Source organism: Duodenibacillus massiliensis (assembly GCF_928721995.1).
Lineage (GTDB): Bacteria > Pseudomonadota > Gammaproteobacteria > Burkholderiales > Burkholderiaceae_F > Duodenibacillus > Duodenibacillus massiliensis.
The window spans coordinates 2,166,779-2,192,584 of sequence record NZ_OV788642.1 but is presented as its reverse complement, the minus strand read 5'-3'; the positions used below and the strand labels follow the sequence as shown (position 1 = coordinate 2,192,584).

Annotated in this window: 21 protein-coding genes and 1 tRNA gene; 8 read left to right on the top strand and 14 right to left on the bottom strand. The window is 53.3% G+C overall.

Annotated elements, in window-relative coordinates:
• Positions 1–3 precede the first annotated feature (3 nt).
• The 4 genes from NXF97_RS10060 (at position 4) to NXF97_RS10045 (ending at position 7,408) form a co-directional block, all read left to right on the top strand.
• Complete coding sequence (locus NXF97_RS10060; protein WP_274955885.1) at positions 4–3,132, top strand: autotransporter outer membrane beta-barrel domain-containing protein; 3,129 nt, start codon at positions 4–6, stop codon at positions 3,130–3,132.
• Positions 3,133–3,271: 139 nt separating this feature from the next.
• Positions 3,272–4,426, top strand: coding sequence for an OmpA family protein (locus NXF97_RS10055; protein ID WP_274955884.1), 1,155 nt, complete (start codon positions 3,272–3,274; stop codon positions 4,424–4,426).
• 411 nt (positions 4,427–4,837) lie between these two features.
• Positions 4,838–6,124: an ATP-binding protein gene (locus NXF97_RS10050; protein WP_274955883.1), complete on the top strand. Its 1,287-nt coding sequence runs from the start codon at positions 4,838–4,840 to the stop codon at positions 6,122–6,124.
• Between the two features lie 141 nt (positions 6,125–6,265).
• Entirely contained in the window at positions 6,266–7,408 is a 1,143-nt protein-coding gene (locus tag NXF97_RS10045) for an ATP-binding protein (protein WP_274955882.1), read from the top strand.
• A 141-nt stretch (positions 7,409–7,549) separates the two neighbouring features.
• On the opposite strand, the gene NXF97_RS10040 is transcribed toward NXF97_RS10045, so the two are convergent.
• From NXF97_RS10040 to rpsU, 5 genes are all read right to left on the bottom strand, one after another.
• Positions 7,550–7,762 carry a hypothetical protein gene (locus NXF97_RS10040; RefSeq protein ID WP_274955881.1) on the bottom strand — a complete coding sequence of 71 codons (213 nt, stop codon included), beginning with the start codon at positions 7,760–7,762 and terminating at the stop codon, positions 7,550–7,552.
• Between the two features lie 435 nt (positions 7,763–8,197).
• A complete protein-coding gene (locus NXF97_RS10035; RefSeq protein ID WP_084765637.1) occupies positions 8,198–10,585 on the bottom strand; it encodes a sigma-70 family RNA polymerase sigma factor in 2,388 nt (795 codons plus the stop codon).
• A 509-nt stretch (positions 10,586–11,094) separates the two neighbouring features.
• A complete protein-coding gene (gene dnaG / locus NXF97_RS10030) occupies positions 11,095–12,987 on the bottom strand; it encodes a DNA primase (protein ID WP_274955880.1) in 1,893 nt (630 codons plus the stop codon).
• A 98-nt stretch (positions 12,988–13,085) separates the two neighbouring features.
• Positions 13,086–13,532, bottom strand: coding sequence for a GatB/YqeY domain-containing protein (locus tag NXF97_RS10025; protein ID WP_022372805.1), 447 nt, complete (start codon positions 13,530–13,532; stop codon positions 13,086–13,088).
• A 100-nt stretch (positions 13,533–13,632) separates the two neighbouring features.
• A complete protein-coding gene (rpsU, locus tag NXF97_RS10020; protein ID WP_008811706.1) occupies positions 13,633–13,845 on the bottom strand; it encodes a 30S ribosomal protein S21 in 213 nt (70 codons plus the stop codon).
• 198 nt (positions 13,846–14,043) lie between these two features.
• On the opposite strand from rpsU, the gene NXF97_RS10015 reads away from it, so the two are divergent.
• Entirely contained in the window at positions 14,044–14,658 is a 615-nt protein-coding gene (locus tag NXF97_RS10015; RefSeq protein WP_022372806.1) for an epoxyqueuosine reductase QueH, read from the top strand.
• On the opposite strand, the gene NXF97_RS10010 is transcribed toward NXF97_RS10015, so the two are convergent.
• A complete protein-coding gene (locus NXF97_RS10010) occupies positions 14,644–15,138 on the bottom strand; it encodes an acyl-CoA thioesterase (RefSeq protein ID WP_274955879.1) in 495 nt (164 codons plus the stop codon). The genes NXF97_RS10015 and NXF97_RS10010 overlap by 15 nt on opposite strands.
• Before the next feature lie 401 nt (positions 15,139–15,539).
• Between NXF97_RS10010 and NXF97_RS10005 the strand changes: the two genes are divergently transcribed.
• Positions 15,540–15,633 (top strand) — tRNA-Ser (locus tag NXF97_RS10005).
• 116 nt (positions 15,634–15,749) lie between these two features.
• Here NXF97_RS10005 and NXF97_RS10000 read toward each other — a convergent pair.
• From NXF97_RS10000 to NXF97_RS09975, 6 genes are all read right to left on the bottom strand, one after another.
• A complete protein-coding gene (locus tag NXF97_RS10000) occupies positions 15,750–16,472 on the bottom strand; it encodes a DUF234 domain-containing protein (protein WP_274955878.1) in 723 nt (240 codons plus the stop codon).
• 371 nt (positions 16,473–16,843) lie between these two features.
• Positions 16,844–17,137, bottom strand: a complete 294-nt coding sequence (locus tag NXF97_RS09995; protein ID WP_274955877.1) for a type II toxin-antitoxin system PemK/MazF family toxin — start codon at positions 17,135–17,137, stop codon at positions 16,844–16,846.
• Positions 17,124–17,405, bottom strand: a complete 282-nt coding sequence (locus NXF97_RS09990) for a type II toxin-antitoxin system RelB/DinJ family antitoxin (protein WP_274955876.1) — start codon at positions 17,403–17,405, stop codon at positions 17,124–17,126. Before NXF97_RS09990 ends, NXF97_RS09995 begins: the two co-directional genes overlap by 14 nt.
• Positions 17,406–17,546: 141 nt before the next feature.
• Positions 17,547–17,912: a hypothetical protein gene (locus tag NXF97_RS09985; RefSeq protein WP_274955875.1), complete on the bottom strand. Its 366-nt coding sequence runs from the start codon at positions 17,910–17,912 to the stop codon at positions 17,547–17,549.
• 28 nt (positions 17,913–17,940) lie between these two features.
• The gene (locus NXF97_RS09980) at positions 17,941–19,149 is read right to left on the bottom strand and encodes a hypothetical protein (protein ID WP_274955874.1); all 1,209 of its coding nucleotides are present in this window, start codon (positions 19,147–19,149) and stop codon (positions 17,941–17,943) included.
• Between the two features lie 27 nt (positions 19,150–19,176).
• Positions 19,177–19,692, bottom strand: coding sequence for a hypothetical protein (locus NXF97_RS09975; protein ID WP_274955873.1), 516 nt, complete (start codon positions 19,690–19,692; stop codon positions 19,177–19,179).
• 189 nt (positions 19,693–19,881) lie between these two features.
• Here NXF97_RS09975 and NXF97_RS09970 point away from each other — a divergent pair, with 189 nt between their 5' ends.
• On the top strand, positions 19,882–21,381 hold the full coding sequence (locus NXF97_RS09970; RefSeq protein ID WP_274955872.1) for a C69 family dipeptidase: 1,500 nt from the start codon (positions 19,882–19,884) through the stop codon (positions 21,379–21,381).
• Between the two features lie 259 nt (positions 21,382–21,640).
• Here the strand turns inward: NXF97_RS09970 and NXF97_RS09965 are convergent, their stop codons facing one another.
• Together NXF97_RS09965 and NXF97_RS09960 are read right to left on the bottom strand one after the other, a co-directional pair.
• Positions 21,641–23,044 carry a flavocytochrome c gene (locus NXF97_RS09965; RefSeq protein ID WP_274955871.1) on the bottom strand — a complete coding sequence of 468 codons (1,404 nt, stop codon included), beginning with the start codon at positions 23,042–23,044 and terminating at the stop codon, positions 21,641–21,643.
• Between the two features lie 99 nt (positions 23,045–23,143).
• Entirely contained in the window at positions 23,144–23,977 is an 834-nt protein-coding gene (locus NXF97_RS09960; protein ID WP_274955870.1) for a hypothetical protein, read from the bottom strand.
• Between the two features lie 531 nt (positions 23,978–24,508).
• Between NXF97_RS09960 and iscB the strand changes: the two genes are divergently transcribed.
• A complete protein-coding gene (gene iscB, locus NXF97_RS09955) occupies positions 24,509–25,786 on the top strand; it encodes an RNA-guided endonuclease IscB (RefSeq protein ID WP_274955869.1) in 1,278 nt (425 codons plus the stop codon).
• Positions 25,787–25,806 lie beyond the last annotated feature (20 nt).

Sequence of the window (25,806 nt, the reverse complement as noted above, 5' to 3'; positions counted from 1 at the left end):
ATTATGATAATTCCTACGTATTATAAAAAAATAGAGAAAACGGCAATTGTATTGTTTTTGATGTCTTTGACGTATCCTGCGTTTGCGGATATTCATGAAAGACCGTGGCAAAATAAAGTCTATAATGATTTTCTCACATGGGATGAAGAAATACAGCGTTTTCCTGATTGTCCAGGTTGTGGAGGAGCTGATGAGAACTCGCCTATTCAAAAATTTTATTTTTATGGTGGCGCTAAAATTGACGCGAGTAGCACTGGAACAGGGAGCGCAATTTACTTGAATAGCGGAGTTGATTTTACTGTTTATCTTGGTGACGGGAAGGATTTAACTCTTATAGGCAAAGATTTAGCACTAAATGTTGATAGAAATAGCACGGCAACTTTTCAGGGTAAAAATTCTACAGTCCAATTTGGTTCCAACGAGTGGGATAGTTCTAATTCAGAGACAATCATTTATCTTGACAAAGGGGCGAAATTCAACGTTGATGCTCATAATATGTATGCTAGTAATGGCTCCGAAACTAATTTAAAGTTATTTGACAACGCGAAAGCTAATATCAAACTAACTGGTGATTTTATTTCTTCGGCTGGCGGTACGGGCATTGCTATTGAAAATGACCATAGTGGAAGTGATACGAACATTAGTATTGATGCTAAAAATATTCAAATTTCTACCGTAGATAGTGAGCAGGCAAAAAGAAAGTCCGGCCTATATCTGTTAGCTTATGATGATGGCGCACAGTCTAATCTAAGTGTAAATCTCACAGCTGAATCTAACTTAAATATCGCTGGCTTTACAAACGGCATACAAACTTTTGGTTCATCAAGAATTTATCTTACAGCAAACGATATTAGCGTAAGTGGTAAGAATAACGGGATTTACCTTTACGGTTATCATGTTTCACTTGCGCCAGACGTAACTGTTGCCAATGGAGCTGTCATTACATCAAAAAATTCTGTTTTTATTGAGGGTGAAAGTGTTGCTACATATCTACGCGATCGAAGCACATTAGATATTAACTCAGGCAACACTGCTGTTTTATTTGGCGATTATATTTCCTCTAGGGTAGAAAATAATAGTCGTTTAAATGTTACTGCGAATTCTGCAGATGTGCTAGCAAGTAAATCTTCGAACTTGGCTTTTTTTGTTGATGATAACTCAAGTGCAACAGTTAAGGCGTCGAAGTTAACTATTGTTGGAAAAAGTGTTTTCGAAAATGGGAGTTCATTAAAGGCTGTCGCTGACACTGGAAGCCATAATGGTCTGATTGGAGCTTATAGTGGGTCCGTAATTGATTTGAACTATAAAAATGACTTTTCGATTAGCGTGGATAACGATCCCACGACCCTGTCAATATATGCGACAGGTACTGATTCTCAGGTTAAAGTTAAGGCAGATAGACTTACTATGAAAGGTGAGTTAAAGGCCGACAATAATGGGATAATCGATATTACTGCAGGCATGAACTCTCAAGTGATAGGAGCGGCAAAGTTAGGCGATAATACAGGTGCTATCAATATGGTCTTTGATAAAGCATCTGTTTGGAAACTTTCTGATAGTTCTGAACTCTCTTATCTGAAAATGACGAATTCAACTCTAGATTTCTCTAGTTGGAAGCCTATAGTGTCCGCTTTGGACTCTGGCTCTAGTGAAGTTTATCGTTCATTAAGGACGAGAATATGGGCCGGGAATAACAATACACTAAAAATGAAAATTGATCTTGGAAAAGAAGATATGCCAAATGTCTTTACGGATCAATTTATTATCGCAGCTGACGCTACGGGGAGTCATATTGTAGATATTAATATAGATGGTAGTGAATTGGTGCCTGAAAAGCTGCATAGTATAAATTGGTTGATCAGCCAGGGCGAAGGCTCGAATATGACCATCACAAACCGTGACGGCAGCAACACCTACAGCGGACGCGGCATGGTGAGCGTCTGGAGTCTTGGCTTCGTCAAGACTGGAGAAGAAACGTTGCTTGATACGGACGATGGTCGTCAACAGATCAGCACTCAAACGAACGGTAATGGCCCAGGCAAATGGTACCTTGTGAAGGCCGAACATTCCCTGCCTGATCCGGTTCCCAGTCCAGATCCCACCCCGAATCCCAACCCGCCGACGCCTCCCGTGACGCCGCCGCTTCCGCCTGAAGTGAATGACAACATCACAATCGGTACCTCCAGCGGTCAGGCTGAAGCGTATCAGGCTGACATGGAAGATCTTCGCAAGCGTACTGGCGAAGTCCGTTATGGGACACAGGACGGCGGCTGGGTTTCGGTCTTTGGCAAGAAGGATTCCGTCAAGGCCAGCGGGACCGCAGGCTTCAAGCAGGAAATCTACGGCTTGAACATCGGTGTTGACCGTCTAGTCCACGCCGACGAAGACAGCGCCTGGCTACTCGGCGGTGCGTTCCGCTACAGCGATGCCGATCAGAAGGGGCTTGGTTCCGGTTATACGACGGGTACGCTTCAGGAATACTCCGGAAAGCTCTATGCGACGTGGATGCACGACAAGGGTTCCTATGCCGACTTCGTTCTTCAGGCCGGTCGCTATGAACAGGAACTCGAAGGCTTCGACAACACGGGCATGGACAAGTCCAAGGCCGACTACGGCACCTGGGGCTTCGGCGCCAGCGTTGAAGTGGGCCACATGTTCTCGTTCGACGGTGGCGTTGATGACCGCCTGTGGTTAAACCACTGGTTCCTCGAGCCGCAGCTGCAACTGAGCTACTTCCTCGCCAAGGGTGCCGACTACACGACTTCCACGGGGCTCAAGGTCGATCAGGGGAATGCGGACTTCCTGACCGGCCGTGCCGGCTTCGTTCTCGGCAAGAAGTTCAACTATGGAACGGTTGACGATCTGGATCGCCGTTACTTCCAGGTCGCCCTGTTGGGCGGCGTCAAGCATGAATTCCTCGGCGGCGATCAAACGATTTCCTATACGGGTGTCGATGGCGCCAAGGCCAGCGTGCATGCCGGCGACATTGATGGCACGCGCTTCTATTACGGCGTCAATTGTGACTGGCAGGTGACTGACAACTTCCGTCTCTATGCGCAGGCAAGTCGTGAAGAAGGCGATCGCTATACGAAGGACTACGACATCAGCATCGGCGGCAAGCTACTGTTCTGATGAGTCTTCGGGCCGTCCCGATCGTTTCGGGACGGCTGTTCAAACAATCAAGACTGCTCCTTCCTGTCGAGGATGACGGAAGGAGCGGCAGACCCAATGAATAGGAATGAAAATGAGCTGTAGAAAACAGGCATTGGCGATGATTGCCATTGCAGGCATGTCCGCCAACATTTTGGCGTCGGAAATGTCCCTCGAAGATTGCGGACGGACGGCTGAGACGTTTGCCTTTGTGGCCGATGTCTCCGGATCCATGATGCAGACTGTCGGGCACATGAAGTCTCAGGCGCAGAAGGAGATCGAAGAAGCTCGCGAGCGTGGTGAATCGCTCCCGAAAATCCGTCTTGTGCCTCCGGCGAATGAAGAGATTGACAAGCTGACTCGTCATGAACTGACGCACCGCTTCATCGAGAAGGCCGGCACCTATGCGATTGAGAAGGCCGGGATGCAGTCGTCGGTTCTGACAGTGGCGCCCTTTACTCTGCTGGTGCCGATGAAGGAGCGCAATTCTGAAGAGTTCAAGGCCGATCTTCAAAAGAAGTTTGGCGTTCGTCTGGAGGTGTTCGGTCGCTCAACGTGGATGGGGAACCGCGCCTTTGAGAGCTTCTCTGAACAGCTTTCCAAGTCACAGGCAACTGTTCTCGTTACTGACGGCAACTTTGAGGTTGATCCCGATCAGAAGCATTTGGATCCGGTGGCAACGTTGAAGGCCTTCTATGCAGCCAATCCGAAATCCTGCATCCATATCGTATCTGCCGCTTATACGGAAAAGGAGCGAAAGGCCATTGATGAGCTTGCTTCGGTTTCCACCTGCGGCCGCGTCGACGACCTGGAAGCCTTGATGACGGATGACACCTTGTGGAAGAGCTTTGTTGAAGAGGTCTTCTATCGTGAATGTCAGAAGAACGGTGTGATTGAAATTCAGAGCATCAACTTTGCGTTCGACAAGTCGAACCTTCCTGAAGAAAGCCGCCGCATTCTGGACAAGGCGCTCGTGGTCATCAATTCGCGAGACAAGTCTGAAAAGATTGAAATCCGAGGCTGGACCGACTGGGTCGGCAGCAACAAGTACAACGCCGGTTTGTCCCAGCGTCGTGCCAATGCCGTTCGTCAATACTTCATTGAACATGGCATTGACGCCGATCGATTGACAGCGCGCGGCATGGGCAAGTCCTTCAAGTACACCAACAAGACCGATGACGGTCGCAGGATGAATCGCCGGGTCGAACTGATTTTCGAAGGTGGCCTCCAATCCAATGACTCTGAAAAGCGTTATGACACTGAGTCTCTGAACTGATTCTCTTGATCGTTTAGCTTTGTCTTAGGCGATAACTCTGCGCCCGTGGTTCGCAAGAATCGCGGGCGCTGTTGCAAGAATGTTTGAACAACAAAGCGAGCCCTCAGGAACATTCATTTCGCGCAGTTGGCGCCGATGCCTTCACGTCTACCCATAGGCCTCCATGAAGCCTCTTAAAAAGGGGACACCTGCTACCCACAGGTCTCCACGAAGCCTCAAAAATACCCCTTGCAATGCAAGGGGATCCATAGTAAATCAATGAATTCCCAAAGGAAGGAGTGCCCGTAGAACTAACAATCAACATGGAACTCAGGATAAATGTTCAACATATTGAACAGTAAAATGTATCTTTGTTCATTTAGCTAAACATTCGAGATATAATATTGTTCATCATATTGAACGGGTGCCGAAATGATTGCCTCTGAAACACTGATTCAGGTGATGCTTGACAACCGAGAGCTTGTGGCGTCGAAAAAGGTCTTTCCCAGAGAAACCGAGATCGGCACCTTTCCTCGCTACGTGCTGGTCGGCGTTCGCCGATCCGGCAAGTCATATCTCCTCTATCAAAAGATCCAGTCCCTTCTCGTAAACGGGAAGAGCTGGGACGACATGCTGTACCTCAATTTCGAGGATGAACGGCTTCTGGGATTCGACGTCAGCGACTTCAACAGCATTTTGTCCTGCCATACGCAAATTTCCGGAAAGAAGGACTATCCCATCCTCTTTCTCGATGAAATACAAATCATCGACGGCTGGGAGCGTTTTGCGAGACGCATGGCGGATACAGGCTTGGAAATCTACATCACCGGCTCGAATGCCAAGATGCTCAGCACAGACGTTGCCGCTGTTCTGGGCGGACGGTTTATGTCGATCAATGTTTTTCCGTTGAGTTTCAGAGAATTTCTAGGATTCAAGAACATTCCTTCGGACCTGGCTTCCCGTCTCTCAACAGCCGGCACGGCTTTGATAAAGAACGGTTTCTCACAATACCTGCGCTTTGGAGGATTTCCTGAATGTGCAGAGTTCCAGAATCCAAGAGAGTACCTCAACAGTATTTTGCAGAAGGTCTATATCGGCGACATTGCAGTCCGCAACAAAGTCGAGAACCTTTACGCGCTACGAGTGCTTCTGAAGAAAATAGCCGAATCCGTCGGCCAGCCCGTGTCGTACACCAGGCTAACGCGCATCGTCACAGCCGTCGGCGTTTCGCTGGCCAAAAACAGCTGCATCAGCTACCTTAATTTCGCTCAGCAGGCGTGTCTGATTCTTCGCCTTGATAACATTGTTGGGAAACTCTCAGACCGAGAGTCCAATCCGAAGTTCTATTTCGTTGATACCGGACTCATCGAGCTTCTCAAACAGGACAACCTGTCTGACCAGCTGGAAAACCTTGTTGCGATCGAACTGCTGCGCCGGTACGGCCGCGAGGAAGCCGTTTTTTTCTACAAACGGGACATAGAGGTCGACTTCTACATTCCGGAAGAGAAAATCGGCATTCAGGTTTGCGTCAGACTGGGAACTGATCCCGACACCATTGCCCGGGAAATTGGGGCCTTCGACAAAATGGAAAAAGAGGTCGAACTGAAGCGCCGGATCATCATTACTTCCGATGAAGAGAAAACACTCCGCTGCGACATGGGTGACATAACTGTTATACCCGCCTGGAAATGGCTTCTCGATGTCGAACGGAAGGCCTGAAGGCCATCTCCTTGATCAAGCTATTTTTGAAGGACCGGCAGACAACAGATTCTGCCAACAGCCTTGATGCGTTGCAAGAAATCTCCGTTATAATAGTCTGTAATCGGCCGGAAATCGTCGTTATAACGGAGAATTCTTGCAATGACTCTTCTCAAACGTGCCTTACTAGCATCTATTTTGAAACACAAGCCGCCCAAGGCCATGGTAATTTTTGGTCCGCGCCGTGTTGGGAAAACGACGCTTCTGCAACAAGCAGATGTTTCTCTTTCTGCGACATGGTATACGGGTGACAGCCTGACCGACATCCAAGCATTGAACATTCCTTCCACGGATGACTTGCGGAATGTTTTGCTTCAAGGAAAGGCACTAGTTATTGACGAAGCACAACGAGTACCCGATATTGGCCTGCTTCTCAAGCGACTGGTAGACATAAACGCCACGCTGGAGAATCCAGTAATGATCTTTGCAACTGGATCATCATCCTTCGAGTTGGCCTCTGGCGTGAAAGAGTCGGCCCTTGGACGTATTAAGGCACTTCAGATGTGGCCGTTATCAACCAAGGAACTTGCTGATAACTCTAGTTGGGGAAAGGTTGCTCAAAATATCCGTTGGCACATGGTTTATGGCATGTATCCTGAAATTTGCATGGACCCAGAGTGCGCAAAAGAGAACCTGATGGAACATTGCAGTGCCATGCTGTTCAAGGATATTTTTTCCCTTGGCGGAATTCGCCTCGGTGACAAGTTTGAAAAGCTTGTGCAGTATCTGGCGTATAACGTCGGTTCTCTGATCAGCTATGACAGCGTCAGCCGTGAGATTGGACTCAATAAGAATACTGTTGCAGATTACATCACGCTCCTGGAGCAATGCTTTATCGTGAAGGTTTGTCCTTCATACGCCAAAAATTTGTCGAATGAATTGAAAAAAAGCAAGAAGATTTACTTCTGCGACAATGGCATTCGCAATGCTGTAATTGGGGATTTCTCGCCCATCTCGAATCGCTCCGATGCTGGTGCCTTATGGGAAAATTTTGTATTCACCGAGCGCCTGAAACTGCATACTCTGAATAACGATTTCGCAAGAATCTATTTTTGGAGAACTTCAGACAGACGGCCGAGAGAGTTGGATTTTATTGAAGTTGTTGACGGGAAAATGACCGCAATTGAATGCAAGATGTCCAAGGAAGAAGTTGCCAAGCCAGGGGATGCTTTTGTCGCAGCATATCCGGAATGCCCAATTCATACGATATCCCCGGTGGATGTCATGAATCTTTGGACTATTTGAGAACTCAACAGATCATTCCAACCTTGCTTGAGAGCCTGAGTCCTTGCGATATGCAAGAAATCTCCGTTACGATCTACTAAAATCGGACGAAATTCGTCGCTATAACGGAGAATTCTTGCAATCGATCTTTTCCAACCTTCCTTATGCAGCCAACAGAAACACTCCACTGCGACAGAGGCGACATAGCGGTTGTGCGTGCCTTGAAAAGGGAGGCTTCGCTTCGTTGAAATGAGCCTGCGTTAAGGCCGTTAAGCCGCCGGCTTCCATCAGTTGCTCTACGGCATCGTTCAGAATGGCCTGCTGCTGGTCGGTAAATTTTACGGTGTCGTTTATTTTGGGTGTACGGTGTGCCACGGTGATTCCTTTCGCGCCCTACGGGAGCGCTATTATCGCCTGGACACAAAAAACATTACATCCTCGATACAGCATCCTTGTATTGGACTCATTGGCTAGCAGACGCTTGACTATGCGGTCTCGTAGCTCTGTAGGATACCCCCATTTATCTCTCCTGGTGTGGTTTAACTCCTGGAAAGATATTTTGACATTAAGGGGTGTGTACCTGTGTCCCAATGGTTAAGAATCAGTGTCCCAGTAGATAAGAATCAAAAATTTAGGCTTCTGTCCCAATCTTTAAGACCCCCCCCCGTCCCAGTGTTTGAGAAGCGCCGTGCCAATAAATAAGAAAAGCCATCTATTAATCGATTAACAGAATGACAGAAAAAAACTCCGGCCAAGCAAAACTCAACCGGAGTCCGAAAACGCTGCCGCCGGTTTTGCCCGGCGGGCGTTTTAGTTATTGGAATGGTCGCGCAGACGTTCTTGGAATTCCGGGCTTCTCAGGCGCCGGATCGCAGCGCTTTCAATCTGACGCACGCGTTCACGGGTAAGCCCCATCGCCTGACCGACTTCTTCAAGCGTATGGTCGTGGTTCGTGCCGATCCCGTAGCGCAGACGCAGTACCTGCGCTTCGCGCGGCTGCAGCTCACTCAGGCAATGCTGGATTTCGCCTTCCATCGCCGTGCGAAGGAAACGAACCTGGGGATCATCCGTCTCATCGCCCTTCACAAAGTCAATACGGCGCGCATCTTCATCGTCACCGATCGGGGCGTCGATGGATTCCACACCGCGCATGGCCTGCGTGAGAAGCTGAACCTTCGCAAGCGGCACCTGAGACAAACGCGAAAGCTCGGCGTCCGAGGGGTTGCGCCCCGTTTCCTGCAAAAGCTTCTGGCGCACGCGGCGGATCTTGTTGTAAGACTCCGTCATATGCACCGGGATGCGGATCGTGTTGCCGTAATCCGCCACGGCGCGCGTCACGGACTGACGCACCCACCAGGTTGCGTACGTGGAGAACTTATAGCCGCGGCGGTATTCGAACTTATCCACGGCCTTCATGAGCCCGAGGTTACCTTCCTGAATGAGGTCGGTCATCGCAAGGCCGCGGTTGACGTAGCCCTTCGCAATCGAAATCACGAGGCGAAGGTTCGCTTCGATCATCTTTGCCTTGGCGTTTGCGAGATTCGTCTGCGCGAGCTTAATCTGACGCGAGAGATCACGCTGATCCTTAAGCGACAAAAGCGCGGTCTGCTCGGCCTGGCGGAGCTCTTCCTGCAGATGAAGGATCAGCTCCCGGTTCAAACCGATCTTCACGCTGTAGGGCTTGCCGGCAGCGGCAAGTTCATCAACCCACTTCTCATCCATGCAGCGATCGTTCATGTCAGCGAGGAACTGCTGCACGGGCATGCCGCTGCGGTCAACCATCGCGTTTCTCAGGCGGTGCAGGCTGTCGTTGACCTTATCCATGTGCGCGCCGATGACGTCCGCGAGATGCATCACGGTCTTAACGGCAAAGCGCACCGGAGCGAGCTCTTCGGCAATCTTGGCGCGGGCCTTGTCGTACTGGGCTTCCTTGCCCGGAACACCGAAACTGGCGCGGATCTTTTCGATTTCCTTGGCGCAGCCAGCAAAGAGCTTTAACGCACGGTCGCGCATCTCTTCGAGCTGTTCGCTTGTCATGGCCGCGGCACCGATATCGGTCTGAACGGCTGCATCGTCTTCGTCGACGTCAGCAAGTTCCTTCGTATCGGTAAAGCCGTCGATCACCTGGTCAATGGCGGATGCGTCATCTTTGAGTTGCTCGGACTGGCGGATCAGTTCCTCAACGGCCATCGGGTGCTGAATGACGGCGGTAAGAAGCTTACCCGTGTACTGTTCAATGGACTTCGCGACTTCAATTTCGCCCGCACGGGTTAAAAGCTTATGAGCACCCACGCCTCTCAGATACGCGCGCAGCGGATCTTTACTTAACCCCGCGCTTTCTTCGGGGGTGAGCATCGCGGCCGCATCTTCTTCACTGATTTCTTCATCATCACCGACGGGCTCGTTCATGATGATGTCTTCTTCGTTCGGGGTGGTTTCAAAGACCTGAATCCCCAGGCGTCCGAGCTGATCAGTGAGTTCGGAGAGCGCTTCTTCGTTGCGGACCGCGTTGTCCGGGAGCTTATCGTTGATTTCAGCGACCGTCACCCAGCCTCTCTGGCGGCCCATGCGCACAAGCGCACTGTAGCCGTTGCCGGTACCGGCCTCGTCTTCATCATCCTCAGAGGACGAGGTCGTCACGCCGCCTTCGGCCTTTTCCACGCTGTCGGCGAATTTGTCGAGATCTTCGAGTTCGGAAAGTTCGTCGCTGTCGCCTTCGGTGTCGCCGTCATCGGCGTCAAGGATTTCCTCGCCCACGCCGAATTCGTCCTCGTCCACAGCCTTCTTCGCGGACTTCTTGGGACGGCCGGCCTTCGCCTTCACGGTCTTTACGGGCGTCTCTTTCTCAGCCTTTGCAGCCTTCTTTTTCGCGGTCTTTGCAGGTTTTTCCTCAGCCGCTTCTTCGGCCTTTACGGCTTCAGTCTTCTTCGCGGCGGACTTCTTTGCGGCCGCGGTCTTTTTCGCGGGCTTTTTTTCAGCGGTTTCGCTCTCAGCCTTCACGGTCTTGGCGGTCGTTTTCTTGGCGGCAACCTTCGCTTTTGCGGGCTTTTTGGTGGCCTTGGCGGGCGCTTCGGTTTCTTCAGCTTCGGCGCTGACTTCAATTCTCGGATGGTCCTTGAGCCACTTGAGGATGTTTTCCTCACCGCTGTTCGTGCCGCTCACGTCCGTCTTTGCCGTCTTTGTGGTTTTCTTTGCCATTGTTAATCTGACTCAGTTTCAAAAAATGGCCGTTGATCCGTGATTACTGCCTCGGCTCTTGCGTTTTTAACGGCAACAGCAAAGCCCCGTTTTCTGATGCATGTCCATCAAAAAGCGTCAAAAATCATCTGATCACGAAAAAACAGCCCTTTGTTTTAGTCCTGTTGCGCCCGTACTTTCCCAAAAGGGAACGCCGGACGGTTTGCCGGAAAGAGTCTTTACGGTGCGGGCTTACTGAAAACGCGTTCAGCGCCGCCTGCTCCGGGTATCCGCGGCGAAGGCTTAAAAAGGGCCGAGAGCGGTAACTTGGGCCGTCCGGACATTCGTGTCCGGTAACAGCCAGTAAAAGGCCTCACGTCGCACTGATTCTCTGTCGCCCCGCCTCCGACGGCTTTCGCTCGGTCTCCTGGGCGTGTTTTTCTTCCGGCAGCAAAAAACACGGGCGGCAAAATCTTTTAGATTATCTCAAATTTCAGGCGAAAAGTCAAATAACCGAAAACGGCGTGAAATCAGAGGGTCGCCAGTTCCGCGGTGCGGTCAAAGGCCTGACTGATTTCGTCAATCTGGGCTTTAATGGCCATGCGGCGGGCGGTGAGCGCCTGATAGCGCGCAAGGTCCGGATTGGGCGAAGCCGCAATGTCGGTGAGCATTCGCTCGATGCGCTGCAGTTCAAGCCGGTTCATCGCCACATTGATTTCCTGGCGCGCTGCAGCCAGAGGCGTTTCAATGAGCATTTCCCGCGCCAAAAGCTCGCGGTAATAGGGGGCGTTGGGGCTTTGCGCGAGCATTTCCAGAAGAACCTGCGGTTTATCGACCGGGTGGTCGCCGTCACCCTGCACCGCGCGCCAGACTTCCACAATCTGCTGCGCCACCGGGTCTTCGGCGTCCACAAATTCTTCGGCAATGCGGGGCCCGAATTCGTACGCGAGTTCCGGGTAACTCACAAAGTACTGCAGGAGTTTTTCGCGCATGTCGGCCACCCCCGGCACGGGCGTGATGCGCCGCGGCGCTTCTCGGTAGCCGCTTCCTCTGAAAAACCCCGGTTTTTTCTGAAAGCCGAAACCGGGCGTGCGGTTAAACGCGGGGACGGCAGGACGCGCCGGAAGCGGCGCCTGCGCAAGCCCGAAGGCCCTCGCCAGTTCGTCCGGGGTCATCCGCGCGTACATCGCAAGTTCCCCGATCAACTGCCCCCTTAAAAGCGGCGCGTTTTTCATCAGAAGCACCAGGGGCTTGGCTTCAGCCAAAAACTGGCTTCGGCCTTCAGCGGTGGCAGGGTCTTTTCCTTCCATCACGCTTTTTACGAAAAACTGCGAGAGCGTCAGACTCTTTTTGAGTTCGTCTTCATAGGCCGAGGCCCCGAGCGCCTTAATAAGGCTGTCGGGGTCATGTTCGGGCGGCAGCACCACAAAGCGGATTTCCTGGGCGTCGCCGACGGCAGGAAGCGCCGCTTCCATCGCGCGCCTTAAGGCATGCTGCCCCGCCGAATCTCCGTCAAAACTGAAGTAAATCTTGTCAACGGTTTTCAGAAGCTTTCGGACGTGATCGCTGGTGATGGAAGTCCCGAGCGCCGCAACCGCCTCCCGAAAGCCCGCCTGCGAGAGCTGGATCACGTCCATATAACCCTCGCAGACAATGGCGCGCCCGGACGTGCGCACGGCGTCCGCCGCCTCGTAGAGCCCGTAGATTTCAAGGCCCTTATGGTAAATCGCGGTTTCCGGGCTGTTTAAGTACTTGGGGTGCTCATCCCCGGTCATCGTGCGGGCCCCGAACCCAATCACCTGCCCGCGGCGGTTTCGGATCGGAAACATGATGCGGCCGCGGAAACGGTCGTAGCGGCGTCCGTTTTCGTTCACGATCACGAGACCGCACCCGTTTGTTTCCTCCATTTCCGGGTCTTTGTAGTGTTCTCCGAAAACGCTCTCAAGGCTCTGCCAGGCGTCCGGCGAATACCCCAGCGAAAACCGTGCCGCCGTTTCTCCGGTAATGCCGCGGGTCTTGAGGTAATCCTGCGCCCGCGTGTTTTCCTTAAGCGCTTCAACGTAAAAGTTCGCCGCCTGCTGCATGCGGTCAGTGAGCGTCCGGGCCCGCGCTTCGCGCTTTGCAGCGCCCTTTTCCTCCGGCACCACCATGCCGACGCTGTCGGCAAGCTTTCGGATCGCTTCAGGGTAGGTGAGCCCCTCGTAGCGCATCACAAAGCCGATGGCGCTTCCTGCGGCGCCGCAGCCGAAACACTTAAAAAACTGCTTCTGGGGATTCACGGAAAAAGACGGCGTCTTTTCCTTGTGAAAAGGGCAGCAGGCCATGTAGTTTTTTCCGGTCTTTTTAAGCGGCACAACCTTGTTGATCATCTCCACGATGTCAACGCGGTTTAAAAGCTCCTGGATAAAAGACTCGGGAATCATGGCCTGTTTAAACGTAAGAAAGAAATCCGCCGGCACCGGTCAGGCAAAAAGGCCCTTCCGGATTGGATTACGGCGGATTGTACGGGTTAAGCCCCAAATTAAGCCGAAAGCACGGCCTTCACAACGGCGCTTACCTTACCCATGTCGGCCTTGCCGGCGCACTTACCCTTCACGACGCCCATCACCTTGCCCATGGCGGCCATGCCGGAAGCACCGGTAGCCTTCACCGCTTCTTCAACGATTGCGCGGATTTCATCCTCGCTCATCTGCTGCGGCAGGTACTTCTGCATCACGTCGATTTCAAACTGTTCCTTGTCGGCGAGGTCCTTGCGGTTGGCGGCGGTGTACTGCTCAACCGAGTCGCGGCGCTGCTTGACAAGTTTGCCGATCACGCTGATCACCACGTCATCGGTCGGTTCGATTCTCTCATCCACTTCACGCTGCTTGACGGCTGCCAGAAGCAGACGCAGGCAGGAAAGCTTGGCGGAATCATGGGCGCGCATGGCGTCCTTCATGTCATTTGTTACGGTTTCCTTGAGTGACATTGTCTTTTCTCCGAACAAAACAAAAGCGGCCAACCCGTTTGAAGAGCGGCCGCTTTCTGGCTTATCAAGCTGATACCGACTCAGGGCCGGTACGAAGCGATCAGTAGAGCTTCTTGGGCAGCATCATGCTGCGCAGACGCTTGTAGTGACGCTTGATGGCAGCAGCCTTCTTGCGCTTACGTTCAGCCGTGGGCTTTTCGTAGAACTCACGGGCACGGAGCTCGGTGAGCAGGCCGGACTTTTCGATGGTGCGCTTGAAGCGACGCAGCGCAACTTCAAACGGTTCGTTTTCCTTAACGCGAATGGTGGGCATTGATAAGCACCTAATCCTAAATTCTGTTGTTTGTTGTGGGCGCCGAGTCGTGCACCCCAACCTAAGGGCGCATATCTACCTCAAACGCAAAAAAATTTGAGACACGCATTTTGGCATAATCCCGCACTAAAGTAAACACCCGGCAACAACAAAAAATTGTGCCGCCGTGTCTTTTCAACCACAGACTCAGTTTGTCCCATGGAAACCGTACTGCTGCACAGCTGCTGCGCGCCCTGCTCAGCCGCGATCATCGAGTGGATGCTTAAAAACGACATCACCCCCGTTGTCTATTATTACAACCCCAATATCTTTCCGCGGGATGAATATGAAAAGCGCAAGGGCGAAATCACCCGGTACTGTGAAAAACTCGGGATCCGCGTGATTGACGGCGACTGGGAGCACGATCTCTGGCGCGAACGCGTCAGGGGCCTTGAGCTCGAACCCGAGCGCGGTGCGCGCTGCCAGTGCTGCTTTGATCTGCGTCTGGAAAAAGCCGCCCAAAAATGCAGCGAGCTCGGGATCAAACGCTTTACAACGACGCTTGCCTCAAGCCGCTGGAAGACCTTAAGTCAGGTTGACGCGGCCGGCCACGCCGCCGAAAAGAAGTACCCCGGCGTGACCTACTGGGAAAAGAACTGGAGGAAAGGGGGCCTGCAGGACAGGCGCGGTGAACTCATCAAAATCAATAACTTTTACAACCAGCAGTGGTGCGGCTGTGAGTTTTCGATGGGACACATGGTGCAAAACCGGGACAAAATCGAGGAAAAGAACCTCCCCGACTTTCTGAAAAAAGGCACCTCAGACGCGCAGTAGGCTGGCCGACGGTGCAAACCGGATTTCCCGGGCAATGCCGTATTGCTGAAGTTCCGGCGCATCGTTGTCCAGCACGAGCGCCGCAAAACGCTCTTTATCGGGCGAAGCGATCGCCACGGGCCGCCCTCTTTCAAGATCGATAAAAACCCATTCCGTTGCACCGATTGCAGCCAGTTCCTCACCTTTTTTGACGGCATAGCGTCTCAGGCACACCGGGCCTCTGACGGCCTGAAGCCACGTAAAGACCGTGAGTCTGTCGCCCTCAAAGCAGGGTTTGAGATACTCAATCCAGTGCTCTCGGGCCACCCAGCTTCGTTTCATCGACACCAGCGTTTTCCAGTCCCAGCCGAAAGTGGCCGCGTGTTCGGTGGCGGCCTCTTCCATCCAGCGCATGTACTCACGGTTGTTGACGTGGCCCTGGATGTCAATTGACTCAGCACCCACCGTGAGCTCTTTTTTATACAAACTGAAATCCGGCATATTGTTTTCCCGCACACAAATTACGACTCAGTGCGCTGCATTTTAAGTACAAGAACCCGTTACTCAATTTTCCGACAAAATTTGCTCTGAAAAATCCGTAACATACTTTTGAAGACAGATCGTCACTCACATTTGCGTAATCCTGTAATGGCCGTCTCTTTAAAGTTAGGCCCGAAAGCAACACTGCTCTTAAGCTGACTGACAAATCTGTGCCTCGGGCAAATCGATCAGCCGCACGTAAACTCCTGATTAACCTTCTTTCATATTTTCTTTTTTAATCAAACAACAAGACTCAAATCCGAGTCAATTCCCCGGTTTCTGCGGCTTAAAGTTTTGCGCCGATGACATGATTCATGTATGATGCGCAATTCCGAAGAACTGCGCGAGCAGAAATTCTTCGCGGAGAAGTGGCCGAGTGGCTGAAGGCACGCCCCTGCTAAGGGCGCAGATCAAATATACCTGGTCTCGAGGGTTCGAATCCCTCCTTCTCCGCCACAAAATTCTTAAGGGCTCCCGATCGGGGAGCCCTTGTTTTTTTCAGTTCCTGCTTTCTGAAACCACTGTCTGACAAAAGTCATTACCCGGCCGATCTCAAATTTCTGCCGGCACAGTCAGAGAATTTTTTGTTCCAAGATCCTCTCTGACGCATCGAGCATCTGATCAGGCGTGAGCCCGAGGAATATCGCCTCCCACGAGCTGTAACCGCCGTGCGCATCAAAAAACGCTTTTGCTTTTTGACGCAGTTTTGCTTCATCAAGCTTTGAGGCCCGGGTTTTCACCTCCGCAAAGATAATTCGCTTTCCGGACTTATCAAGCGCAATGAGATCAACTTCGTTTTCACCGCGTCGATCCCACCAGGCTCCCACCGGCGAAAGTCCCGCAAACTCCAAAAAACGCCGCCGGTACCAGTCTTCCAGCGACCGGCCAAGATAGGCAGGCAAAGCCGCAGCTGTCTGCCCGATCAAGTCAGGCCATTTCTGCAGTTCGATCTGCGCCTCGACATCGTCTCCGCTTAAAAAGTTCAGCCAAAATCTCAGATACGGATCGGGTACACGATAGCGCGTCTTGCGTGTTTCTGCGGGTTCCCCAAAAGGGTGCACGCGGCTAACAAGTCCGTACAAATTTTCAAGGCGTGCCAGATACGGCGAAATATCAACCGTCTCGCCATCCTGCAGTTGCGTGCGTTTGGAGCGCCCTGTCGCGAGCTTGTACAGAATTCGGCGGTAAAGCGGAGCCGTAAGCCGAAACTCATTGGCCAGCAGCGCATCGCCTTCCTTCAGCAACGCCGTGCCGGGCTCTGAAAAAAGAAATGAGAGGATTTTTTCCTGCGTCACGGCCTGCGCGTCAACAAGCGCCTCAATATATCGCGCAACGCCTCCGAAAAGCAACAAATCTTTCGAGACAAATACCGATGGTTTTGCATCCGAATAAATTTGGCCGATAAGACTCGTCGTAAAAGGCTGAACGATCATCATTTGGTCTGACCGTCCGAAAAGAGGCTCGTTGCGGCTGCCGAAAATCCGTTCAACCGCAGTTTGCACTGAACCGCTCAATATCAAAAGCGCCTGAGCTCCGTCTTTACCCAGAGCCCAGGTACGCTGAAGTTGTGCCCAAAAATCCGGCAACCCGTCAAACACTTCATCCGTCCGGGACTTCAGCAACAGAAGTAGAAACTTTTCAAAGGCCGAGCACCTTACGCAGTGACTCAGAAACCTTCTGCATATCGGATTTCGACAGCTGACCGACTTTGTTTTTTAATGCACTGAGGCACAGCCATGATCTTTTCCGTCGCAATCCAGCTTGTCTTGAGAAGTCCGTTTGCAGGGCTCGGCTCGATTCTGACGCGCGTCGGAATATCGTCTGACACAAACGACGTAATCAGACACATCACCGTAGAGCCGAACTGTCCGGAAACCGCGTTGTCCTGCACGATGAGGACTGGGCGCGGCTTGGAGGCATAGCCTTCGTAGAGGCACGTCCAGACATCACCGCGCTCCATGTCGGGCCTCTTCTTCATCGAATCTGCGCATCATGTCCGCGCCGGCAGCCTGCACAAAATCATTCATTTCAGCTTCCGAGGCAAACGGCTCAGCCTTGTTTTTTTCCTGATTCAGGCGAATCGGAAAAGGGAAACCGCCTGATTGGACATAAGCGTATGCAAACATCCGGAAGGCATCGGTGGCAGAGATACCCAACCGCTCAGATACCTCCTTCACCTTCTGCCCGACTTCCGCGTCCAGGCGAAAGGCAAACTGCAGTGTTGCCATGGTTTTCTCCGATGAAATTCACCACACACCGCAATTTTATCAGCTGGTTTACAACAAAATGCTGTTAATTTGTTGTTAATTTGCTGACGTGTCATTCCATAAAAAGAAAAAGAGAGCTTCAGCTGACAGCAGCTCAAACAACTAAACAACCCGCGCTTGAAAGCGCGGGGTTTCCTGACACGGTGCAGGCTTTCCCGCAACAGGCAAGGTTTTTGAGGCCTTGTCTGCCCGGGCGTCCCCTGCACCACAGGAACATTTAAAACGCAACCGCTCTACGGGTACGGGCTTCATCAGCTCGATCCGTCGGTTCCGGCGAAGGACTGCTTCGTCTTGCCGATTCGCTGGTTTGTACTGCACTATCGATCCGGCGTTCCCTGAGACTTGTTTGAGCCTCGCAAGCGCTGATTGCTCAGCCTTCAGATCGTAGCTGTCAGTGGCGGGATCCGCGAAATACAGGTTCATGGCGGCCGCAAGGTCGCGGTCCATGTACCAGCCCGTATCTCCCAACTGATGACTTCTCTCCCAAAGAGCCTTCTTACGGTACGTTCCCGTTTCGGGATCGTGCTGACTCGGGCGCAGTTTTGCGGGGACTGACTTTCACCACACAACAGCCGGCGCTTTCAGCCTTACTTGTCATCCGGGTTATCAATCCTGCAATACCGCTTTTGCCCAAACTCTTGCCGTATCCGGCTCTCTGAAATGCTTTGTATGAGTTCTTCTCCACAATGACGGTGCCGGCCCTGCCGAACACCTGGTTAATCACTTCGCCGTGCAGGCAACGGCGGGTTTGCGCCTGGCGGCGGTACAGATCCGCAAGTTTTGCCTTTGTTGCCTTATAGGTCTTGGATTCCTTCCAGACAAGCTTTTTTCCGGCAGCTTTAACGGTGCCGTCCGCGTTGTAGCACTCCCGATTCGTGTCTCTGCGGGAGCGGTCCATGGCACGTAAAAGACGCGCAATCTCCTTTTCCTGAGAGACAGTGCCCGCGCTCACCAAAATCTTTTGTTGCCACTCGGGGCTGTAAAAAGTCATGGTCCTCGGGCCCGGATCAACAGCCACCTTGAGATCCTTGGGAGCATAAACGTGCTTGACGGGCGGTACGCCTTCGACAATGAGCTCAACAAAGTAGCGCATACGGCCGCGGATCATCCGCCGGACAAGACGGCAGTATTTGACACGCTTAAAGCCGGACGGATCTGTTGCTGAAAAAAGAGCTTCTTTCTGCCAGGCATCCGGGGCTTCAGCCTTTATCACCAGATCCAGAACCTCGAGCGTCCACGTCTTAGCCTTCCAACGCAACCCTGTTTTGTTTGATTTTCCCTCAACGCTGTGCAAGCCCCGTTTAGCACTCTTAAACCGCGGCTGACCTCCCTGATGAAGCAGCCGGCGCTCAATGCCCTGCCAGACACGTGTGGCAATTTTCTGCGCTTCGTTGATACCGATGCGCTTTGTAAAGCCGCCCTTGGCGCGGTGCTCTTTCACGACATCGTGCAGGGCATACTCGGAAAGGCGGGCGGACTTCTGAATTTCCTTAAACCGGTTGTTACGGTCTTTGCCCTTGGGCATCGCGGCCGTGAGCTTCCATGCTTCAGTGCTTTTCATGGCGCGCACGCGTTTCTTTGCTGTTCCAAGAACAGCATTGAAGAGCTGGCGTGCATCGGAGAAGTAGGTCTCCAGTGCACTTTCCTGATCCTCTCCGGTTTTCAGGCCCAGCTCGATGACAAAGGACGGTGTGCGCGATTTCATAGCGGCTGAATATGCCTTAAGCGAAAACTATGTGCATGGTTTGGCTGCGTTTGCTCCAAGATTAAAAAATTTCGAAAGCCCGCATTCCTCCCGGGGCTCAAGCCCCGGGCTTCCTGCGGGAAATTCTGTGAGAGACTGAGGTTTCGGCTTGTTTGTTTTCTCGATGTTGGCGATGTACATCGGATTGCGGCCCATGGCAAGTGACATTGCCCTTCGGCTCATTCCGAGCGACTTCCGAAGGTTCGTAATCCATACGATCCGCGGATCAAGTGCTTTCTCTTCAGCGGCCTTGCCGTAGTAATCAACATCAGCCTTGTAACCGGCCGCGAGGTCCGGATCAATGCCGGAAATACCGGCAAGAGCGCTGAGCCGAAACATGCTTATTTCTCTCAGCCGTGCCGTACCTTTGCTGACGTAGTAGCGAAGATAGCCCTTACCGACCTCGAGCCTTTCTTCGAGTTTGGAGAGATCCTCAAGCCCGTGCTTCCTGATGAAAGCATTAAACGCCTCAGCACTTTTTGGGTACGTCCGTTTCTTTGGCATAGCGACCCCTCCTGCATACAAACATCTGATTCACAAAGGATTTTACAGGAGAAGCCGGGCCTGTTTCGAAGTTTCAGCTGAGTTGCCCACTGCCACACCTCCCTTCCGGGTACGGTCCAAGCACTGAGACAAACGTATGATTAGAATAGCTTAGGTTGTTTTGCTTATCTTTATTTAGAGAGGGTTGAAATGAAGCTCAATATGGTCGCCGCCGCACTCGCCGCGGCCTTGGTCTCGGGTGCAACGCTTGCCTGCACCACGGTTCTTGTCGGTTCGGAAGCCACCTCGGACGGCTCGGTCTTCATTGCGCGTTCGGTCGATTCGAGCGCACTCAATCCCTCGCTTCTCATCATGCACCCGGCAGCCGTCAACAAGACCGGTGCCGTGTACCGCGGGTCAGACAATTCGAAAAAGGAAACCTTTGAGTATCCGCTGCCGAAAAAGTCGCTCGGCTACTCCACAGGCCCGGACTGGGATTCGATGCGCTACGGCGGCTGCGGCTTTAACGATGCCGGGCTCGGTGTCTCCGCCACGGAATCGATCTACGCCCGCGATGATGTGTTAAAGCTCGACCCCCACACCAAGCTCGGCATCAAAGAGCGCGATATCACGGACGTGATCCTAGCGCAGGCCAAGACCGCCCGTGAAGCCGTCAAACTTCTCGGCCGGATCGTGGAAACCCAGGGCGCCGGTGAAAGTTTCGGTGCGGGGTTTGTGGATAAAAACGAGGCCTGGTACTTTGAGGCGGGTTCCGGCCACCAGTGGCTTGCGCAGCGCCTTCCCAAAGACAAGTACTTCGCTACAGGAAACCAGGGACGGCTGCAATCCTACGATCCCAAGAACCCTGACTTCATGGCCTCCAAGACCCTTGTGAGCTGGGCACAGGAACACGGCTTTTATGACCCCGCCAAAGACGGCGCCTTTAACTTTGCCAAGGCCTACATCCGTAACGATGAGCGCGACCTCACGTACAACTACCCCCGCGTCTGGCAGATTCAGAAGATGCTCACACCGTCACTGAAGCAGAACATCACACAGGGGACAACCTTCCCCGTGTTTGCAACGCCCGAAAAGAAGGTGACGCTTGCGGACATGAAGGCGATCCTGCGCAATCATTATGAGGCGGGCGAACTCATGAGCCACGACCCGTATTCCAAGGGCTTAAACAGCAAGGAAGAGTACCGCCCGGTGAGCGTCTTCCGTGCGCAGAACACCCACATTCTGCAGGTGCGCCCGGATCTGCCGCAGGCTATTGCCCAGATTAACTGGTTTGCGCTCGGCATGTCCGACCTCTCGGTCTATGTACCCTTCTACCAGGGGCTCTCAAAATTCCCGACAAGCTACACGGCTGCGACCGATGAAGCCGATGACGTGAGCGCCTACTGGAAATTCAGAAAGCTGCAGACACTGGTGATGACGGACTATCCGACGCTAGCGCCGATCGTCAAAAAAGCATTTGCCGAGTTTGAAGCCGAGACCGAGAAAAAGCAGGCCCGCTTTGAAGCCAAGTACGTGAAGCTCGTCAAGACCGATCCGAAGGCCGCCGCGAAACTTCTTGACGACTTTAACCTTGGGATCGCGGAAGACGCCGTGGCACTTGCAGGGCGCCTCACCAACAAGGTCTACACCCAACGTACGAAGGACATTCAGGCCACGGTTCCCTTTAAGAACCGCAAGAAGAACGACTGAGTCTGTTACGGCTGTCACGCCCGGTTTCTGTCGGTCCGATGACTCTCAGAAACCGGTTACACCTACAGCACAGAGAACTCAGGAGGCAGAGACCGGCGTTCATTAACCCCTGGCCCCGTCCTCCCGGGTTCCTCTCTTTTCAACGGGCTTAACCGCTCCTGATCAGTCAGGCATCAGGAACACGGATACCGAAGAACGGCAGCGGGTTTCAGCGCCGTATGGCTCACGAACCCCGCCCGCCGTCCGCACCAAAGCCTGCTTAGTGAGCCTTGGCGTAGGCTGCCGCATCCTTACCGGCAATACGCCCGAAGGTCACGATATCAGCCACCGCGTTACCGCCGATGCGGTTGCCGCCGTGCACGCCGCCCGTGACTTCACCCGCAGCAAAAAGCCCCGGAATGCTCTTACCGGCCTTGCTCTGCACTTCCGCCTTGGTGTTAATCGTGAGACCGCCCATCGTATGATGAATCCCCGGCGTGATCTGCGCGGCATAGTACGGCGCCTTATCCAGCGCAATCACCATTTCGGGACGCCCGAAAGCGGTGTCTTTCTGCGTGTCGTAGGCCTTCTTGTAGGCGGCAAACGTGGCTTTGAGCTTCTTTGCGGGCACCTTGATCTTCTGGGCGAGCTCATCGAGGTTCTCAGCCTTCACAGAGTAGCCGTCCTTGTAATAGCCGCGGGAGAGCTTGTTGCTATCAAAGATGCTCTGATCGTAGATGAGGTAGGCATAGCCGCCGGGCTGCTTCAAAACATGCTGGCTCACGACGTCGCGGGTGAGAAGTTCATTGCAGAAGCGTTCACCCTTTTGGTTCACCATAATCGCGCCGCGGGCACGCATGGATTCGGAAATCAGGTGACCGTCGCGCTTAATGACGGTCGGATGGATCTGAATCTGTTCGATGTCGGTAAGCGACGCACCGACGTCTTCACCGAGCTTAATGCCCTCGCCCAAAGCGCCCGGGTGGTTTGTGGTGGAAAAGCCCTTCAATTCCGGACGGTACTTCGTCACCATCGCCTGATTGGCGCCGAAGCCGCCGGTCGCAAGCACCACGGCCCTTGCGTCAATCGTCTTCACGCCGTCTTCGGTCTTAACCTCAACCCCGGCAACCGCGCCGTTTTTCATCACGATTTTGACGACCTGGTTTTCAGTGCGGATGGCAATCCCGTCCTTGGCCGCGCGCTCGGTGAGCACACGCAGGATTTCAGGGCCCACAGCCGAGCCGTCACAGGGGCCGTGACCGCGGGCAATGGACTGACCGCCGCCGCGGCCCTTGCGGAAGCAGAACTTCGCGCCAAGGTCTACGAGCCATTCTTCCGCGTACTTCGCGTTTTCCGTGAGAGTCTTCAGCAACGCAGGGTTATTGAGATTATGCCCGCCCTTCATCGTGTCCTTGTAGAAGAGCTCAGGGCTGTCCTGCGTCACTCCCGCTGCGAGCTGCTGCTTGGTGCCTGCGGCATTCATGCCGCCCGAAGCAAAATTGGAGTTGCCGCCGATGTAGGCCATCTTTTCCAGAACCACAACCGTAGCGCCGGACTCCTTGGCCGTAATGGCGGAGGAAAGACCTGCGCCGCCTGAGCCCACGACAACAACGTCAAAACCTTCGGCCATGGCGAAGGTGGAAACGGCGGAAAGCGTCAGAAACGCGATGTGTTTTAACTGCATATGATGGCTCCTTCTTTGGTTACCGGATCCGGATGATCCGGAATTTATAATTATCCTCATTTTGCCCAATGCCTGCAGGGAATTTCACGCGTTTTGCGGTCAGCGTTGCTCTGTCTTCGGGACTACAGCGGGCTTACCGCTCTTACGCGGCACTATCACGGCAAAGTTGTAAACGTGATCCTTATTGATCACCACCTGCGGCGTGTCCTTCCCGTCAATCCTGTAGGACGGCACGTAGGCGTACATGCCGGCCGTCATGTGCTTTTGCAGGCCTATCACAAAGTCATGCTGCAGTCTGACTTCATCCTCAACGTTATCTGCTTCGTCCACAAAGAGCGGCCCGAAATGACTGTCTGTGTAACCGAGAAATGCCATCCAGGCGTCTTTCTTACCGTCACCGCCCAATGCATCGGGCACGATGCCTGACTGAAAGAGCCAAGTTTCGTCAAAAGACGGCGTATATGAGGAGTACGGCACCCACTCCACGCGGCACACGTCCTCGCGCTCCGTTGCGTCCGTCACCTTCGGACAGCCTAAAGTCTCATTTTCCAGGGGTTGCCAGATATAGTTCCAGTCAAGGCCCCAGTTGGACTCCCGGAAGAAATTCACCCAAATCGGGCCGACACGGGTAAAACCGAAATCCACGGCGGTTTTGGCTGCCACCTCGACAAATATCTTCGCAGCAAAGAGGCGTGCGTGCTGAGCATCCTCACCGGGGTACTCCGGCTTATAGCCTTCAACACGCACCTTCTTGACTTTGGAAAACACATACCAAAACTTAAAGTTTTCCGTGGACGGACTGGTGTTGACGCGTTCGACATACTCGGTGCTGCCGCTCCCGGAGGACAGAATGCCGAGCAGAAGGCCTACGCCGAGGCCGGCACCGATTGACGGACTGTTGTTCCAGACGCCGTCCAGGGAATCGGCCACCATAAAGCCCGAGGCGATGGAAACGCGCCCTTCACCTGAACGTTTCTCTTCTGCCGGCTTAACAGCGGCCTCTTCCCGCGCCCTCCTGATTAGCGATTAGGAAGTATTTTGACAGAGAGGGCCACCTTCGGGATTTGCCAATAGTCAAATTTAAGCCTGGATTAAGAGGCTCATTTTGCGCAAAATTCGCTCCCGTTGCGGCACCCCGACCGCAGCGCATAACAAATTCCAACAGAAGTCCGGAGAACAACGTCAACTACCCCTGACTGAAGTCAGAGGCTTGGCAACAAGTCTTGGTTGACTAGCCTCAGTCCGTTTTCGGACGGACTCCGTTGGTTGGGAATCCGTTCCGTCGCAAGACGGGACGCAAACAGGCACCGCGGGATGTCGATCCTAGTCCCGCGCTCTGCGGTCTGCGGTTAAAAGCTCTGAGAGGTAGGAGCAGTGCTTCAGACAACAAACCCCTTCCAACATTGGCGAAGGATCACCACCGACCGCAAGGTCGAGCAGACGGAGCCCGCGAGGTATCCGTCAATGGAGAACACTTTGAAAGTTTTTGTGTTGAATATGCGCGGGCAACCGCTCATGCCGTGCTCCCCGCCCAAGGCGCGTAAGCTCCTTCGGGCCGGGAAGGCCGTGCCTGTGCGCCGAACGCCCTTTGTGATTCAACTGACGGTGCCGACGGGCGAAACCAAGCAGCCGATCACCTTGGGTGTGGATGCGGGCTACAAGCACATCGGCCTGAGCGCAACGACCGCCAAGGAAGAGTTGTTGGCTTCCGAGGTCGAACTGCGGCAGGACGTGACGGGCTTGCTCTCGGATCGCTTGGCACTTCGCCGCGCCCGACGCAACCGCAAGACCCGCTACCGTGCGCCGCGTTTTGATAATCGCGTTCGATCAAAGCACAAGGGTTGGCTTGCGCCGTCCGTGGAGAACCGCATTCAGGCGCACATATCGCGCATTGAAGCGGTTTGCCGAGTGCTTCCGATCACCAAAATCGTGATTGAAACCGCATCCTTCGACATTCAGAAGATCAAGAATCCCGAAGTCGAAGGCACGGACTATCAGCAGGGCGAGCAGCTTGGCTTTTGGAACGTGCGCGAATATGTGCTGTTCCGCGACGGTCACGTTTGCCAAGCCTGCAAAGGCAGATCGAAAGATCTGATTCTCAACGTGCATCACATTGAGAGCCGGAAAACGGGAGGCGACGCGCCGGGCAACCTCATCACGCTGTGCGAGGCGTGCCACAAGGCGTATCACGCAGGCAAGTTGAAGCAGTTCAGTCCCCGGCGCGGCGCTTCTTTCAGGGCAGAGACTTTCATGGGCCTTATGCGTTGGACGGTGCTCAACCGCCTGCGCGAGCGCCATCCCGAATTGCCTGTCACGAATACCTACGGGTATCTGACCAAACACAAGCGCATCGTCGCGGGCTTGCCGAAGACGCATTGCGCGGACGCTTTCTGCATTGCCGGCGTCCTCGACGCAAAACGTCGGGGCGAATACCTGTTTCAGAAACAGACGCGCCGCCACAATCGCCAGATCCACAAGCTGACGATTCTCAAAGGAGGTGTGCGCAAGCGCCATCAGGCTCCGTACCTAGTGCACGGCTTCAGGCTCTTTGACAAGGTGCTGTGCAAAGGGGAAGTCGGCTTTATTTTTGGCAGACGCTCCTCGGGTGCATTCGATGTGCGCCGTCTGAACGGTACAAAGATTTCTGCCGGTATTTCGTACAAGAAACTTTCGCTTCTTGAGAAGCGAAAGATGTTTTTAACTGAACTGAGAAAGGAGGGCCGCGATTCCTCCCGCGTCTGAAGACGCGGGTTTCCTCGCGG

Coding starts and splice junctions, on each gene's coding strand:
- NXF97_RS10015 (WP_022372806.1), top strand. CDS start 14,044: ATGGAAACCGTACTGCTGCACAGCTGCTGCGCGCCCTGCTCAGCCGCG.
- NXF97_RS09965 (WP_274955871.1), bottom strand. CDS start 23,044: ATGCAGTTAAAACACATCGCGTTTCTGACGCTTTCCGCCGTTTCCACC.
- NXF97_RS10025 (WP_022372805.1), bottom strand. CDS start 13,532: ATGTCACTCAAGGAAACCGTAACAAATGACATGAAGGACGCCATGCGC.
- NXF97_RS10060 (WP_274955885.1), top strand. CDS start 4: ATGATAATTCCTACGTATTATAAAAAAATAGAGAAAACGGCAATTGTA.
- NXF97_RS09975 (WP_274955873.1), bottom strand. CDS start 19,692: ATGCCAAAGAAACGGACGTACCCAAAAAGTGCTGAGGCGTTTAATGCT.
- NXF97_RS10050 (WP_274955883.1), top strand. CDS start 4,838: ATGATTGCCTCTGAAACACTGATTCAGGTGATGCTTGACAACCGAGAG.
- NXF97_RS10055 (WP_274955884.1), top strand. CDS start 3,272: ATGATTGCCATTGCAGGCATGTCCGCCAACATTTTGGCGTCGGAAATG.
- NXF97_RS09990 (WP_274955876.1), bottom strand. CDS start 17,405: ATGGCAACACTGCAGTTTGCCTTTCGCCTGGACGCGGAAGTCGGGCAG.
- rpsU (WP_008811706.1), bottom strand. CDS start 13,845: ATGCCCACCATTCGCGTTAAGGAAAACGAACCGTTTGAAGTTGCGCTG.
- NXF97_RS10010 (WP_274955879.1), bottom strand. CDS start 15,138: ATGCCGGATTTCAGTTTGTATAAAAAAGAGCTCACGGTGGGTGCTGAG.
- NXF97_RS09970 (WP_274955872.1), top strand. CDS start 19,882: ATGAAGCTCAATATGGTCGCCGCCGCACTCGCCGCGGCCTTGGTCTCG.
- NXF97_RS09960 (WP_274955870.1), bottom strand. CDS start 23,977: ATGGTGGCCGATTCCCTGGACGGCGTCTGGAACAACAGTCCGTCAATC.
- NXF97_RS09995 (WP_274955877.1), bottom strand. CDS start 17,137: ATGGAGCGCGGTGATGTCTGGACGTGCCTCTACGAAGGCTATGCCTCC.
- dnaG (WP_274955880.1), bottom strand. CDS start 12,987: ATGATTCCCGAGTCTTTTATCCAGGAGCTTTTAAACCGCGTTGACATC.
- NXF97_RS10035 (WP_084765637.1), bottom strand. CDS start 10,585: ATGGCAAAGAAAACCACAAAGACGGCAAAGACGGACGTGAGCGGCACG.
- NXF97_RS10045 (WP_274955882.1), top strand. CDS start 6,266: ATGACTCTTCTCAAACGTGCCTTACTAGCATCTATTTTGAAACACAAG.
- NXF97_RS09980 (WP_274955874.1), bottom strand. CDS start 19,149: ATGAAATCGCGCACACCGTCCTTTGTCATCGAGCTGGGCCTGAAAACC.
- iscB (WP_274955869.1), top strand. CDS start 24,509: ATGGAGAACACTTTGAAAGTTTTTGTGTTGAATATGCGCGGGCAACCG.